15 protein-coding genes are annotated in these 15,021 nt (G+C 64.2%); 2 read left to right on the forward strand and 13 right to left on the reverse strand.

Annotated elements, in window-relative coordinates:
* From DT069_RS05585 to DT069_RS05595, 3 genes are all read right to left on the reverse strand, one after another.
* Positions 1-241 (reverse strand): hypothetical protein (locus tag DT069_RS05585; RefSeq protein ID WP_162912998.1); only part of this gene is annotated, 241 nt, incomplete at its 3' end.
* Positions 242-482: 241 nt separating this feature from the next.
* The gene (locus tag DT069_RS05590; protein WP_119459315.1) at positions 483-1,085 is read right to left on the reverse strand and encodes a ribbon-helix-helix domain-containing protein; all 603 of its coding nucleotides are present in this window, start codon (positions 1,083-1,085) and stop codon (positions 483-485) included.
* Positions 1,086-1,235: 150 nt separating this feature from the next.
* The gene (locus DT069_RS05595; protein WP_119459316.1) at positions 1,236-2,402 is read right to left on the reverse strand and encodes a DegT/DnrJ/EryC1/StrS family aminotransferase; all 1,167 of its coding nucleotides are present in this window, start codon (positions 2,400-2,402) and stop codon (positions 1,236-1,238) included.
* Positions 2,403-2,608: 206 nt separating this feature from the next.
* On the opposite strand from DT069_RS05595, the gene DT069_RS05600 reads away from it, so the two are divergent.
* Complete coding sequence (locus tag DT069_RS05600; protein WP_119459317.1) at positions 2,609-3,361, forward strand: isochorismatase family protein; 753 nt, start codon at positions 2,609-2,611, stop codon at positions 3,359-3,361.
* Here the strand turns inward: DT069_RS05600 and DT069_RS05605 are convergent.
* From DT069_RS05605 to DT069_RS05635, 7 genes are all read right to left on the reverse strand, one after another.
* Positions 3,348-4,277 (reverse strand): ribokinase, encoded by a 930-nt coding sequence (locus tag DT069_RS05605; protein ID WP_119459318.1) that lies wholly within the window; start codon positions 4,275-4,277, stop codon positions 3,348-3,350. The two genes, DT069_RS05600 and DT069_RS05605, sit on opposite strands and share 14 nt — an antisense overlap.
* Positions 4,274-6,574 (reverse strand): amylo-alpha-1,6-glucosidase, encoded by a 2,301-nt coding sequence (locus DT069_RS05610; RefSeq protein WP_119459319.1) that lies wholly within the window; start codon positions 6,572-6,574, stop codon positions 4,274-4,276. Before DT069_RS05610 ends, DT069_RS05605 begins: the two co-directional genes overlap by 4 nt.
* A gap of 10 nt (positions 6,575-6,584) precedes the next feature.
* The gene (locus DT069_RS05615) at positions 6,585-7,187 is read right to left on the reverse strand and encodes a cysteine hydrolase family protein (RefSeq protein ID WP_119459320.1); all 603 of its coding nucleotides are present in this window, start codon (positions 7,185-7,187) and stop codon (positions 6,585-6,587) included.
* Positions 7,184-8,284, reverse strand: a complete 1,101-nt coding sequence (locus DT069_RS05620) for an ABC transporter ATP-binding protein (RefSeq protein ID WP_119459321.1) — start codon at positions 8,282-8,284, stop codon at positions 7,184-7,186. Before DT069_RS05620 ends, DT069_RS05615 begins: the two co-directional genes overlap by 4 nt.
* Positions 8,281-9,063: an ABC transporter permease gene (locus DT069_RS05625; RefSeq protein ID WP_119459322.1), complete on the reverse strand. Its 783-nt coding sequence runs from the start codon at positions 9,061-9,063 to the stop codon at positions 8,281-8,283. Before DT069_RS05625 ends, DT069_RS05620 begins: the two co-directional genes overlap by 4 nt.
* A 13-nt stretch (positions 9,064-9,076) precedes the next feature.
* Positions 9,077-9,940 (reverse strand): ABC transporter permease, encoded by an 864-nt coding sequence (locus DT069_RS05630; RefSeq protein ID WP_119459691.1) that lies wholly within the window; start codon positions 9,938-9,940, stop codon positions 9,077-9,079.
* A gap of 141 nt (positions 9,941-10,081) precedes the next feature.
* Positions 10,082-11,173, reverse strand: coding sequence for an ABC transporter substrate-binding protein (locus DT069_RS05635; protein WP_425450033.1), 1,092 nt, complete (start codon positions 11,171-11,173; stop codon positions 10,082-10,084).
* Between the two features lie 142 nt (positions 11,174-11,315).
* Between DT069_RS05635 and DT069_RS05640 the strand changes: the two genes are divergently transcribed.
* Positions 11,316-11,606 (forward strand): co-chaperone GroES, encoded by a 291-nt coding sequence (locus DT069_RS05640; protein WP_119459323.1) that lies wholly within the window; start codon positions 11,316-11,318, stop codon positions 11,604-11,606.
* A 69-nt stretch (positions 11,607-11,675) separates the two neighbouring features.
* Here DT069_RS05640 and DT069_RS05645 read toward each other — a convergent pair whose 3' ends face one another.
* From DT069_RS05645 to DT069_RS05655, 3 genes are all read right to left on the reverse strand, one after another.
* Positions 11,676-12,365, reverse strand: coding sequence for a PEP-CTERM sorting domain-containing protein (locus tag DT069_RS05645; protein ID WP_162912999.1), 690 nt, complete (start codon positions 12,363-12,365; stop codon positions 11,676-11,678).
* A gap of 265 nt (positions 12,366-12,630) precedes the next feature.
* Entirely contained in the window at positions 12,631-14,007 is a 1,377-nt protein-coding gene (locus DT069_RS05650) for a sensor histidine kinase (protein ID WP_119459325.1), read from the reverse strand.
* Between the two features lie 4 nt (positions 14,008-14,011).
* Positions 14,012-14,530, reverse strand: a complete 519-nt coding sequence (locus DT069_RS05655; RefSeq protein ID WP_162913000.1) for a putative pterin-binding protein — start codon at positions 14,528-14,530, stop codon at positions 14,012-14,014.
* Positions 14,531-15,021: the final 491 nt, after the last annotated feature.

The raw sequence follows: 15,021 nt of genomic DNA on the forward strand, positions 1-15,021 counted from the left end.
CGACATCGAACCCGTCGGCGGTCACGTGACCGTCCGCCATCCCCGACTCGCGGATCCTCTCTTCGGTCACGATGCTGAGAGAGGCCCTTCCGCCGGCGCTGACGATCACGACATCGCCATTGGCATCCGGCAAGAGATCGCCCAGCGACAGCGTGACGGCCAAATCCTCCGCCCCCATGCCGCACTTCGCCGCCCCCGCATGGGGCGTCGGAAGTTCGTCGCCGTTATCGATCACTTGCATCCGCCCCTCATTCGAGGTGCCTGTTGAATAGCCGCCCTGCCACGCAGGCCAATAGCCTTCGAAGACCCCAATCCCGGCAACCTACAGTCGACGGCGCGCCGTTTCAACAATTCTCATAAAGTTCGGCATAAATATATGGGAATTAACCACTTGTTGCGGCTTGCGTTTCAGCGCTGATTTCGAGCTATGGTTAACTCTGGGTAGCCGCTTCGGCTTGCCGCCCTGGCTGCGCGGCGACCGTTCAGTTCCGGTCTGCGCTGTCGACCAGGATCAGGTAGGCGAAGTCGTCAGGGTTGTCGGTCATCACTGGACATAAATTGGCCGGGGCCATGATGACACGCCCCGGGCGCAGATAGACGATCCGGGCCTGAAACACCTTTGCCAAGCCTTTCGCGAACTGCTCGACGATGCTCGCAAGCGGCAGGGTCGCTTTGATCTGGAAGTAATGCTCGACCGATTTGCCGATCAGGGCCGAGCCGTCGACGCTCATCCAGGCCAGGGCCGCCGGATTTGCATCCAGAATGATCTGCCCGCGCGACACCACGAGGCATGGCGCCGGACTCGCTTCCGCCACGAGGTTGACGGGCACGCCACGGCTGGCGAGCGAAAGCCGGTTGAGCTCGCGCTCGAGCTGCTCCGCCCGCTCCAGGCTCTGCCGGAGACAGAAGAGACGCAGAGCACCGGTAACGCTCGACTCGTCGGAAGCCTCTCGTGCGACCGTGGCGACCAGCTGGTTCAGCCGGATGCCGGCCCGCGCGGCCGCCGCTTCCAGGCACTGCCAAACGATCTCGTCGAGCTTCAGGGAATAACGCTTGCCCTGGTACTGGATAATGCGGTGGCGCATGGCCGGTAATCGTCCCCCCACGGCCGCAGACCTCTGCCACCGTTAAGGACCGAACCTGCCCTCTTTTTCTCAAGATTCGGCAAACGTCGCGCCACCAGCGCCCTCGACCAAGCGAAAGACGGCGCTTTCCGGGGCTTTCAGGCTCCGGCCTTAGCCTTTGGACGGCCGTCCGGGCCTCGCGGCCCTGACCGCATTAATGATGCGGTCCTGCGTGTCGGGATCGAGATAGGGGTGCATCGGCAAGCTGAGGACATAATCCGCCAGCCGTTCGGAAACGGGCAGACCGGCGGGCGCCGGAAAGCGCCGATAAGCGGCCTGCAGATGCAGCGGCTTGGGGTAATAGATCGCAGTGGGTATGCCCGCCGCGCCAAGCTCGGCAGCAACCTGGTCGCGGCCGTCGAGGGTGATCGTGTACTGGGCCCAGACCGAGCGCACGCCCTCCTCGACACGCGGCGTGCCGATCAGATCGCCGAGTCCGTCATTATAGCGCTGCGCGACGCGCTGGCGCGCCAGGATCTCATCGGGAAGAATCGCCAGCTTCTCCATCAGAATCGCCGCCTGGACCGTGTCCAGCCGTGAGGTCATCCCGATTCGCACATTGTCGTAGCGATCGACTCCCTGCCCGTGCATCCGCAGCGAGCGCAGCACCGCCGCCATGTTCTCGTCCTGCGTGAAGATCGCGCCGCCATCGCCATAGCACCCGAGCGGCTTGGCCGGAAAGAAGCTGGTCGTCGCCGCATCGCCCATGGCGCCGACTCGCCGTCCGGCGCGCTCGGCGCCGAAGCTTTGCGCAGCGTCGGCGAGCAGGAACAGCTTATGTTCGGCCGCAATCGCCGAGAGCGCCGTGTAATCCGCCGGCTGGCCGAACAGGTCGACAGCGATGATCGCCGTCGGCTTCAGGCCCTCGCGGCCTGCCCAGACGACTGCCGCTTCGAGCGCCGCCGGATCCATGTTGAAGTCGGAGTCGCGGATATCGACGAACACCGGCGTCGCGCCGATCAGTGCCACCACCTCGGCCGTCGCGGTAAAGGTGAAGCTGGGCACGAAAACGGCGTCCCCCGGCCCGATCTCCCGAGCCATCAACACCAGCTGCAGAGCATCGGTGCCGTTCGCGCAGGTGACTGCGTGCGAAACCCCGCAGAACGCGGCGAGCTGGCGCTCGAGTTCCGTGACCTCCGGCCCCAGAATGAACCGGCCATGCTCCAGGACCCGCCCGATCGCCTGGTCGATACGGGAGCCGATATGCTGGCGCTGTGCCTGAAGATCAATGAAGGGGATCGGGGTGGGACGGCTGGTCGGGACACGGGAATCGGGCATGCGGAATCTTTCGCCGGGAAATGTGCAGGAATTTCACCGGCACCATATAACGCCGTCGTGACGCGCGCGCAGCAACTTTACAGTGACAATCGCGGAGCACGGTCGTCCGGCCGGCGCGATGAAATTCCGCCTTGTCCCATCTCCAACGGACTGCCAAATGGAAGAATCGGTTGATTTGCCGGAACTGTTGTCGCTCATAATTGGTCATGGAAAACACAGTCGATCCAGTTTCTGAATCCTCCCTCATCGGCCAGCTTCGCAATGCGCTGCCCGTGCGCCTGGAGGCGTGCGAGCTTGCGGGGAGGCATGTCGGGTTGGTGATCGTCGACGAGGTCAACGGCTTCGCCACGGTCGGGGCCGGCGCCCTGGCGCCACGAACCGAGAACCCGCAGGTTTCGGGCATGGTCGCCGAGACGGACCGCCTCGCCCGGGCCTTCGGCGCACAGGATTGGCCGATCCTGGCCTTTCTCGATACGCATATTCCCGGAAAGCCGGAGCCGCCCTACCCGCCCCATTGCGAGGCGGGCACTGACGAGGAGAATCTGGTGCCGGAGCTCGCCTGGCTCGAACAGGAACCCGGGGTGACGCTGATCCGCAAGGATTGCATCAACGGTTTTGTCGGAGCGATTGCGAGCGACGGCTCGAACGGCGTGGTCGATTGGGTCAACCGGCACCGGCTCGACAGCCTGCTCGTCGTCGGCATCTGCACGGATATCTGCGTGATGGATTTCGTCCTCACCATGCTGTCGGCACGCAATCATGACCTGATGCCGTCGCTGCGCGAGATCCTGGTCTACGAGTCCGGCTGTGCCACCTATGACCTGCCGCGGGAAACGGCGGAAGCGGCGGGCCTCCCGGCCGAGGCGGCGCACCCGCAGGACGCGACTCACCATATGGGGCTTTACTTCATGGCCTCGCGCGGGGCGCGGCTGGTCGGAGAGGTTTCTATTCCGGCGTAAACGCCGCCGGCGGGGCGAGTTCCGGCAGATAACGGGTGATCTCTGCGTCGTCGGGCAGGCTCGGCTGCGCCCCCTGGGCAAGACAGGCGAGCCCGCCGGCCACGCTGGCGCGATGCAGCGCCGCGGGCAGATCCGCACCCGACTCCACCGCAGCGGCAAAGGCGCCGACGAAGGCATCGCCGGCCCCCGTGCTGTCGACGCAGTCCACCGGCAGCGCGCCGACCCGCCAGGCCTCCTCGCCATGGAACGCGATGGTTCCCGCCTTTCCCAAGGTCACGACCGTCGCGATTCCCCCGGCAGCGGCCAGGGCACGAGCCGCCGTCCGCGGATCCTGCGCCGATAGGCCCAGGCCCTTCGCGACGGTGACGGCCTCTCCCTCGTTCATCACCAGCCAGTCGAGCGCAGCGAGCGCGTCCTTCGGGATCGGCCCGGCCGGCGCCGCGTTCAGGAGAATGCGGGCGCCGCAGGCGCGGGCACGCCGGACGAGCGACCAGTTTTCGGCGGCGGGGATCTCCATCTGGAGGAGAAGAAGCGTCTTCGCCTCCAGCAGCGCATCCCCGACCTGCGGCGCCGCGACCGCTCGATTGGCGCCGGAAGCAACGACGATGAGGTTGTCGCCCTGCCGGTCGACGCAGACCAGGGCGCAGCCGGTCGGCTGGTCATCGCGTTCGACGTCGCGAAGATCGACGCCCGCGGCCGTCAGGTCGGCCAACGCCAGATCGGCGAAGGAATCGCGGCCGACGCGGCCGATCATTCGGACATCGCCACCCGCCCGACGGGCGGCCAGCGCCTGGTTCGCGCCCTTGCCGCCCGGCACCAGCCGGTATCCCGGCCCGAGCACGGTCTCTCCCGGCCGGGGCAGCGTTTCGACCGGAATCACCAAATCGATGTTGATCGACCCGAAGACGAGAATCATCGCACAGCCCCAGGAGCCGCAGCTTCCTGATCCGTATCCAGCAACAGTTCGAACGACGCCGCCCGATCCGAAGCCGGCAGTCGGAAACGGAGGACATCGCCGTCGGCTTCGCAGTCGATCGGCCGGCCGGCAATCCGCGCGAGGGCCACGGTCCTGCCCCGCTCCCGCCGCAGCTCGAGCCATTTCGGCGCACCGGCCTCATTGATCGGCGGGAGGGTGAGGCCGACGGATTGCGCCTCCAGCCGCAAATGGCGAATCCGGCCGAGGAGATTGGTCCGCAAGGTCCAACCTCCGCGGATCGACAAGGTGAGGCACCCCGCCTCCGTCGCGACTACCGCCTCGCCCGCCGGCGTCAGGACCGGTCCTACGCGGCCCTCCTCGGCGTGGTGCGTCACTTCCCAGCCGTTCCAGGGATTGAGGTCGAGCGTCTCCGACAGGCTCATCAGCGGGAGAAGCGCGCCCCAGCTATAAAAGGGGTCTGTATCGGGCTGGTCGCAGACCGCGCCCGTGTCGGCATTGTAGTTCTCCGCGCAGCGCCGATGTGGCGCCCATTCCGCCATGAAGAGCCGGCAGGCATTGTCCGCCAAGACGCCAGCCTCGTCCTCGAAGCCATACCGCCGCAGGCCGTGATAGACAAGGAAGTTCAGCGGCGGCCAGATGCGGCCGCGCCAGTAAACATTGTCAGCGAAGGCGGGATCGTCACGCGTCACCGAGGGCAAGAGCCAGCGGCCGCCGAATTTACGTTCGTCCTTCAGCAGGAGCAGCAACTTCTCCACCTGCTCTGGCGTCGCTGCGCCGGCCAGGAGGGGATAGAAGCTCGTCGGCGCCAGGCTGCGGACGAACTTGCCCGACCACAGGCGGTTGGCGAAGACACCCCGCTCCTCGTCCCAAAGCTCGGTCTGGATCCGCTGCCGCAGCACCTCCGACCGGCTCTCGAGCCGATCGGCGATCTCGACCTGCCCCAGGACACGCATCATCCGCGCCAGCATCTCGCCGTCGAGCGCGAGAAGGCTGTTCAGCCCGACATCGGCGCAATCGAGCGTCCGGCTCTGCGCATCCAGCACCGCCTCGTCATGGACCGGCGAGTTGTCCATGCTCGACTCGTCCTTGGCAGCAAGCTTCGTGCCGCGGTAGAGCCCACTCCCCAAGGGCGAGGTGCCATATTCGACCAAGCCGTCGCCATTGCCGTCCCGCTCCCGCCACCACCACTCATGGTTCCGCAGCAGGCTGTCGGCGGCGAGCGTCAGCAAGTCACGATCGCCGGTTCGCAGATACAGCAGCCAGGTGATGAAGGCGCCGATCGGCGGTTGCGAGCGGTCAATCCAGGCATCGCGTCCCGTCACCAGGCAGGGCAGATTGCCCTGTGGCGTCGCGCCCGCCAGGACCGACAGCAGATTCTCTCGCGCCAGTTGCACATCGAAGAGGCCGGCCATCAGCGCGTGATACAAGGCATCGTTGAGCCAGATGCCGAAGCCGCCGAACTTCGGCGTTACCCAGTTGCGGCTGGCCGTGGTGTAAGGGCGCCGGTTCACCGAATCCCAGACCGAGTTCCAGCCGATCACGTCGCGGATCGCGTCGAGAGCTCCTGTAGCGGTTCCCACACTCCCGCCTTCCGCGCGGGAGGGCTGGGGTGGAGGTTCTTCCAACTGAGTCGCTGCTTGCCGGACGGCTAAGACCGGATCATTGGCAAGCGTCGCGACGAAGCGGAAACGCGACATCTCCTCCAGATTGTAGCGGAGCACCGCGACGGGCCCGCTGCTTCCGCGCGACTCCAGATAAAAATATCCCTTGGTCTCGAATTCCTGCTGCAAGGCATCAAGACTGTCGTGAAAAGTCGCCAACAACGGCGGTCGCTCGCCCCGGATGACAATATGTGTGGCACCGGACCGCGCCGTCATCGCTCCTGACTCTGGATCGAAATGCCAGTCCACGAGGTCACCGTCCCCGGTGGGTGGGGCGAGTCGGAGCACCAGGAGGACCCAGAAGCGCAGGCCCCATTCGCCGGTCCGATGCGCCTCCCAGGAGCCGCAGAGCGTGAACGGATCGGGCTTGTGGTAGTTCAGCGACAAGGCGGTGCCGGCATGGGCCAGATCGAGCGCGATGCAGCTGCCGTCGATGGTCCGCGGCCCGAGCCGTACGCCCTCGCTCCCGGCCGTGAAGCGGGTGAAGCCATTGGTGCTGCTGGCATAGGCGCAGGGCGTGATGCGAAGGCCGAGCGGCAGATATTGCATTTCTGCCGGGTGCTCGCTGTCCCAGCTGTTCCACGCGCGCTGAAGCGGGACTGTCGACTCGGCCATCGGTGCGTCTCTATTCCGTCCAGGCGGCAAGCAGATGTTCGACCGGGGCAACCTCGATCTGCTCGCTATATCGTGATCGGAGCATTTCAAGCGTCGCCTCGTGGCAGGTCGACGAGGCACTCGTCACCGCATCCGCGACGATAATGACGCGCAGGCCGCGATCGACGGCGGCGAGCGCCGTTGCCAGAACGCAGACGTCGGTCTCGACGCCGGTCAGCACGAGTGTGTCTGCGCCCCTTCGCCTCACTGCCTCTTCGAGGCTGCCGCTCGTGAAACCGGAGAAGGTCATCTTGTCGCAGATCCGCTCGGGCGCGGCCAACGGTGCCAGCGCCGGCACCAGATCGAGCATCTCCGCCGGCATCTGCTCGAGCGTCACGTTCGGCCAACGTTCATAGTAGCGCCGCCAAGTTCCCCTCGTCTCATCCACCGAAGCCGGCGTCAGGAACCGGGTGAACAGGGTCCGCTCCGTATGGCTCTCCCCGATCCGCCGAATCGCAGGAACGATGTCGAAGAAGCTCGGCACTCGCCACGGCGAGTCTTCGCCGAACAGCCGCTGCATATCGACGGCAACATGCAGGGCCGACCGAGCGACCGGCCGAAGGGTATTGCTCATGGCTCCACCGGAACCGAATGCCTCGGCGCCCAGACGAGATCGACCGCCTCGCCGGGCGGAAAAGGTTGCGCCGACCGATTCTGCTCGAACACCGTGACCTCCTGACCGCGGACATCGACCTTATAGGTGATGCTGCTGCCGGAATAGATGGCCTGCAGGACGCGCCCGGAAAGGCGGTTCATCGCGTCGCCTGCCGCCGGACCAGCGCCGCTCCGATAGATCTCGAACTTCTCCGGCCGCACGGCGAGCCGCACGGGTTCCCCGTCGGCCGGCAGGGGACTGGTCGTGAGGATCGCGTCACCATCAGCCAACAGGACGCGGCGCGGGGCTCCGGCCCCGAGACTCCCGGTCCCGTTCGGGGACCCCGCCCGCCCGGTAAAGAAGTTTGCGTCGCCGAGGAATGCGGCCGCAAAGGCGGTCGCCGGCCGTTCATAGACTTCGTTCGGCTGACCGACCTGCACCACCCGGCCTTCATTGAAGATGGCGATCCGATCGGACAGCGTCAGCGCTTCTTCCTGATCGTGGGTCACGAAGACCGTGGTGATGCCGACCTCTCGCTGGATCTGTTTCAGCTCGATCTGCATCTCCTGCCGCAGCCGCTTGTCGAGGGCGCCCAACGGTTCGTCGAGCAGCAACACCCGCGGACGAGTAATCAGGGCCCGCGCCAGCGCCACGCGCTGCTGCTGCCCGCCCGACAGCTCGCGCGGCCGTCGCTCCTGAAGCCCGCCAAGCCGCACCAGGTCGAGCATCGCCGCGACCTGCGCCGCGATCTCGCGCCGTGGCGCGCCGCGGACGGAAAGACCGAAGGCGACATTGTCGAACACGCTCAGATGCGGAAACAGGGCGTAGTTCTGGAAGACCATGCCGATATCGCGACGGTGAACCGGGGTGTCGCGCACCGGCGCCCCATCTATCCGGATATCGCCTTGATCCGGCTCGACGAAGCCGGCGATCGATCGCAGGAGGGTCGTTTTGCCGCTGCCGCTCGGCCCCAGAAGGCCGAAGAACTCGCCGTCCGCGAAGGATAACGAGACGTTTTCGAGCGCGGCGACGGTACCGTAATGCTTGCTGACCTTGTCGACCTCGACGATGCTCACCGCTCACCTCCGAATCGGGAGAACCGTGCGAAGAGCAGCATCAACCCCATCGAGACGAGAATGATGATGGTCGAAATGGCGTTGATCTCCGGCGTGAAGCCTTTGCGGATCGCCGAATAGATCTCGACCGGCAGCGTCGATATGCCCGGCGGCGCCAGGAAGTACGAGATCACGAACTGGTCGAAGGACACGGCAAAGGCGAACAGCGCCGCCGCGACGATCCCCGGCCCCATCACGGGAGCCGAAACCCGCCAGAACACCTGCCAGGGTGAGGCGCCGAGCGTCGCCGCCGCCTCTTCGAGCGTCACGCCGAAGCTCTTCAGCCGCGCGCCGACGACCACGATCACATAGGGCAGCGACAGCGCCACATGCCCCAGCAGCATTGCATGCAGGCCGCGGCCGATGCCGGTCCAGAAAAACAAAATCAGCATCGATGTACCGATGATCAGCCAGGGAATCGTGATCGGCGGGAACAGCAGGATCTGGAGCAAGGTCTTGCCGCGGAACTGATAGCGCGCGAAAGCGAGTGCCGCCATTGTGCCGAGCGCGGTCGCGATGACGGCGTTGATCAGGGCGAGGACCACGCTGTTGAGGCTTGCCCCCAGCAGCCGCTCATTCCCGGCGAGTTCCTCGAACCACACGGTATCCCAGACCACAGGGAGCCGATAGAGCGGCGACTGATTGAACGCCATCACCATCATCACGGCGATCGGCAAATAGAGGAAGACCAGCACCAGTGCGAGATAGCCGCTCACCAGAGATTTCAGAAGCCCCTTCATTCCCGCACCACCTTCAGAACGGCTGCAGATTGCGGCGCAGCAGCGGATAGGCCGCTGCCAGAATCGTCAGCACGATGGCCAGCAGGATGAACGAGAGCGCTGCGCCGAGCGGCCAATTGAACACCGCGGTGAACTGATCCTCGATCACGGTGCCGAGCGTAACTCCTTCCAGGCCGCCGAGGATGCGCGGCTCCATGAATGACCCGATTACCGGCACGAAGACGAGAACCATGCCGGCGAGCAGGCCGGGCAAGCTGAGCGGCAGCAGGACACGGCGGAAGATCGCAAGATTCGAGGCACCGAGGCTCCGCGCCGCCTCGATCAGGGAACGGTCGATCGCTTGCAGCGAGATGTAGCAGGTGAGAATCATATAGGGCAGATAGGAATGCACGAGCCCGACGATGATTGCCGGATAGGTGAACAGAATGCCCACCGACGGCGCGTCCGGAAAGATCGCCTGCAGTCCGCGATCGATCAGCCCGTTCTCGCGCAGTACCATTGTCCATGAAAAGATGCGGACCAGGGCATTGCTCCAGAACGGCAGCACGATCAGGAGAAAAAGCGCCTCGCGCCAGCGGTTCGGCACGTGATGCGCGAGGATCAGCGCCGCCGGATAGCCGATCAGCACGCAGCCCAGGGTAACGTGCACCCCCATCATCACCGACCGCCAGGTCAGGAACCGGTAGAACTCCTTGTCGAGGAAGGCGCCATACTGCGCGAAGGTCAGCGCCGGCTCGCGGTTGCCGATCGGCGCCACAGTGAGGAAGCTGAAATACAGCATCACCGACAGCGGCAGAAAAATGGTCAGCGCCAGCCAGAGATAGGTCGGCGCGGTCAGCCCGAGAATGGCGAAACGGCGGCGCTGTTCAATCCGCATCGGTCGTCCCGGGAAGCGCTCCCCCATGCCATCGCAGAAGCGCGGACCGGGCCTCCCTCTCCTCTTGCGGGAGAGGGAGAAGGTCAGAGCCGTTCACTGGAAACCCCGATCTATCTACAATTCCGGCATTCACTGCCGCGATTACTGCGCGAAATAGGCCTTCGTCTCGTCCCAGATCTCCTGATAGGTCCGCCGCTCCTCGTCGCTCAGCGGCGCCATCCATTGCAGCCGCTTCATCGCCGCTTCGTCGCCATGGATCTCGCGCCCCATATCGCCCTCCGGCAGAGCGGCATTGGCCTCGCGGTTGGCCGAGGCCGGCGCTCCCACCTCGGTCGCCCAGCGGACATAGAACTCCGGGTCGATCAGGAAATTAATGAAGGCGTGCGCGGCCTCTGGATTCGGCGCATCCGTCGCAATCGACAGACCGTCGAACCAGCCGATGGCGCCCTCCTCCGGCACGACATAGCCGACCGGCAAATCGAAGTTCGTCGCGCTGCGCGCCGCCGATCCGCTCCAATAGGTCGAGACGTCGAACTGGCCGGCGGCGAAGAGCTTGTTCCATTCGTCTTCGGACGACCAGAAGGCCCTGATCTGCGGCTTGAGCGCGCGCAGCTTCTCGCGCACCTTGTCGAGATCCTCAGGATGGTTCATGTCCTGCCCCGTGGCGATCGCGGCAAAGCTCACCGCCTCCACGGCGTCATCGCGCCAGCCAACCCGACCGGCGAACTCCAGGTCCCAGAAGACCTGGATCGACTCCGGTGCCGTCTCCAGATCCTCCGTGTTGTAGGCGACGGCGGTCATGCCCCAAACCCAGGCGATGGCGTAAAGCTTGTCGTCGATGATGAACCGCGGCGAATCCCGCAACAGCGGCGACAAATCCTCGAAATTCTCGATTTTGCCCGAATCGACCGGCTGGATCAGACCTTCCTTCGCGGCCTGCTCTGTAAAGGCGCTGTTGATCAGCACGACGTCGTAGGTGCCGGGACTGGTCCGCAGCTTCGTCAGCATCTCCTGCTCGGAGTTGAAGTAGTCGTGGATCACCTCGACCCCGGTCCGCTCCTCGAAGAGCTCGAGGGCCCAGGCCTCGTCGGTGCCATAACCCTGCCAGTTCAGCACATTCAGTTCCTCGGCCGCCGCGGCACCGATCATTGGCCCGATGGCGAGTGCCGCCGCCAAGACGAACCCTACCCCCGCCTTCGCCGCCGCGCCCACGATACCTCGCCGCTCGATCATTTCAGACGTCCTCCCTTCAAGGTGCGGTTGTATTTAAGATCGTCCGGCAGAATCTGTCCACGGTCTGCGTCGAGCGGCGATGTGGACTCTTGCGCCGTGCCGCCATGCAAATAGATTGGGTAGACGTCAGATGGAGGTCAGGATGAACTTCAAGCCATTGCATGATCGCGTTCTCGTCCGCCGGATCGAGGCGGCGGAGAAGACCAAAGGCGGCATCATCATCCCCGACACGGCGCAAGAGAAGCCGATGGAGGCCGAGGTGATCGCCGTCGGCCCCGGCAGCCGCGACGAGAGCGGCGAGGTGCGCCCGCTTGACCTCAAGCCGGGGGATCGCATCCTGATCGGGAAATGGTCGGGAACGGAGGTGCAGATCGATGGAGAGGATCACCTGATCCTCAAGGAATCGGACGTCCTGGGTGTCATCGAATCCTAGACCCGCAAGACAAACGAAAAGCGGCGCCCGAAGGCGCCGCCATGCGGTCGAGAGATCATACAGTTCTGGTCAGGCGGCGCGGCGGTTGCGGCGCAACGCCGTTGCGATCCCGAGCAAGCCTACTCCCAGCAAGCCGAGCGTGGCCGGTTCAGGCACGTTCACAGGCGGTTCTTCGTCAGCCAAGCCGCCCACGCCGATCGTGAAACCATTCCAGTGTTCTGCCACCGTCGCGTTGAAGGAAATCGATGTAAAATTTCCCGACAGCTTGATCACGCCGTGCCCCTCACCCGTGGAGGTAACGCCGTTTCCGCCAAAGGCGGAAACGAGAGTGCCGCTGCCCCAATATCCCGTGCCGAAGCTGATGATATCGGTCGGCACGCCAAAGTCGTATCCATTGTTGCCGTTCAAGCTGACAATAGCGATGAACAGCTCTTCGACTGCCTGGCTGAAGGTGATGGTCCGTACTCCAACCGTGTTGATGGCGATGATGTCCGCCGACGGCGGGGCGTTATCGACCGTGGCGCTGACATAAGGTGCGCTGGGCGACCAGTAGTTCGTGCCGCCATTTGTCTGTGTAGGCGCAGTGAATTGGCCACTGTAGGTTACATCGATTGTGTCTGAGCCGACCGTGAGACTGCCGTTGACGGTATTTACCTCCGTATCAGTCCAGTCAGTCCATATCACGGGTGCGGCCGTTGCGGCCGAGCACCAGCTCGCTAAAGCGGCAGCCCATAGCAGACTACGCGAAATCATGCGCATATGGCTTATTCCTCCCAGGCTCCAAGAAAACCTGGGCATTTGAGGCAAATTCCGTGCCAATCTAGGGGAAGCTAGGCTGATCAATGCCTTGCGTTATTGGCCGCTGCAGCGTTATGAATAAAGTGTAAGCGCCTCTTTACAGGTGCAGAACTTGGCTCGACACAATGGTGGGGGCGCACCCCCATAGGGGGAGCCCGCAGGGATCATCCGAGCATGCCCGGGCAGTTCGATATGCTGAAGGCAAGAGCTCGTCATCGCCCTTCGCTTATTGACGCGAACCTGGGCGGGCTATCCGATCCGGTGGGAGCCAAAGCCGTATGAGCGTGCCGCGCCCGACATGGCTGTCGATCGACAGGCTGCCGCCATGCGCCTGGATGAGGACCTTTGCCAAGGGCAATCCGAGCCCGGTCCCCTCGTGCGGACGGTTCGTTCCCCGCTGAATCTGGCAGAACGGCTCCAGAGCCAGCGTCACCTCCTCCGGCGTCATGCCAGGCCCGGTGTCGCGGATGGAGATCAAAACACCCTCGTCGGGCGCCTGCTCGCCCCGGATTGCGACGGAACCTTCCCGTGGCGTGAACTTGACCGCATTGCCCAGAAGGTTGAGCAGCACCTGTTTGATGCGCACCGGGTCGGCTAGGACAGAAGGCAGATCCGGCGCTATATCCACGGAAATCCTCAATCCCTTGAGCCCTGCCTTTTCCCGCACGAGGGAAAGGCAGGAAGACGCAAGTTCGCGGAGGTCCACCTCCTGCTCATCGAGGTTGAGCCGGCCCGCCTCGACCTTCGAAAGATCGAGAACGTCGCTGATGATGGCCAGGAGATGCTCGCCCGCTTGGCGGACGTCGACGAGATATTCGGCCTGCTTGGCCGTGAGAGGTCCTGCTATCCCGATCCGGAGGGCGTCGGAGAAGCCGATGATGGCGTTCAAGGGTGTGCGCAGCTCGTGGCTCATATTGGCCAGAAACTCGGACTTGGCGCGGTTCGCAAGATCGGCATCGACCCGAGCGACGTGCTCCGCCCGGGCGATGCGGCGGTTGCGTGACAGCTCGGCGAGCAGAATCAACATGAGGAGCCCGCACGCTCCGAACATGCCGGCGAGGTGGAGCGCGCTTCGGTCGTGGCTATCGTGGAGCACCGCACGCAGTTGTTGCGTGCCGTGCCCCTTCATCGCCGCCATTGTCAACTCGTGCAATGGCGCCTCGAAGGATTCGAGTCGGCGGCGTGCCTCGTTATAGGCCTGCAAGTCCTTAGGCCCGGCGGCGAGGATAACAGGTTCCAGCGCCTGCAGGCGGGCGAAGAGGTCCTGCAGAAGGTCCTCTGCGCCGGCTTCCTCGCGCAATAGCTTGGCCTCGGGTCCGATCAGCGCGACCGGAAAGCGGCTCCAAAGGAGGTCGAGGCGATGCGCGACCTCGTCGCGCGTCGTCCCGGGATCTCCGAGTGCGAAGCGGTCGAGCGCGTTGCGCAGGAACAGATATTCGACTTCAAGCTGGACGGCGATCCAGCTGTTGGTGCGAAGCAACTGGCCATAGGCCTCCTGTTCCTCCTCGACCTGCCGGTAGTTGAGCGCGAAGCTGCCGGTAAAGGTGATGAAGAGACCGGCGGCAAGGCCGTAGCGTACCCACTCGCTGATGCGGTGACGCATGGAATTACCGGAGTTCCAATGTCTCGAGCTGCCAGACCATCTTGTCGTTATGTGGACCCACGTGAGCGAGGGACGGCCGGGGGTCGGGGTAGATGATCCAGATCGGCCCCTTGTCGCGGATGCGCATTTCCTCTCCGTTCTGCCGCAACGCCAGGAGAACGGGGAACTCCTGAAGATCCGACCATGGAATCGGGGCGCCGTAATTGTTGAGGGCCCGGGCAAAGATCTCGGCGCCGCAGCCCTCGATACGGGCGATCAAATCCTTCAGCAGAACGCCTTCGAAGCGCTGCGGGCCCACGGTCCAGTCGGTGTAGCTCACGAAGCTGGCCTGCGGCAGGGCCTCGAGCATGTCCCGGTCGAAGCGAGCGGCGCCATCGGCGTTCGTAACTCCGATCTCCCCCGTCACCGTCAAGATCACCGGACCCGAGGGTGCCGGCAGCGGGTCTGCGGCAAAGGCCGATACCGCCGCAGTCACACACACGAACACGAACACGAACACGCAATGGCGCAGGAAGGAAGACATGAGATCAACCGCATTCGTGATAATGCAAACCAAATGCCAGATAAGGATTGAGAGCGGGTTAAGCTGCCGCAGTCGAAAACGTGCATTGTTCGAAATGTGGCCCACCAGCGCGGATCGGCGGTGTTCGGGCGATCCCGACCCCGTCAGACCAGAACGGTTATGGTCACAGTGACCATTGTCAGTACGCAAATCCAGAGCCAGACGCCCACGATTTCGAGCCAGCCAGGGCGGCGCGCGGGAGGTTGCGGCGGTCGTCCGGCGATTTGGGCAAGCGCCTCGTCCTCGAGAGCCGCTCGATTGGCGCTTCGCCCAAACCGCTTTTTCGTCATGACGGGCTCTCGGTCGCTATTGGTAGAATCCGGAGCCGCATTGATCCATGCTTGCAACCGGATGGACATGGCGCTACGCCGCTGAAGAGTTTTGACTCCAGGCTGGCGCATCGTCATGAAGGTATGGTTAATCATTAAAGGACTCGCCGCCGCCTCTCCCTC

It is taken from the genome of Virgifigura deserti, from assembly GCA_003576685.1.
Classification (GTDB): Bacteria; Pseudomonadota; Alphaproteobacteria; order Dongiales; family Dongiaceae; genus Virgifigura; species Virgifigura deserti.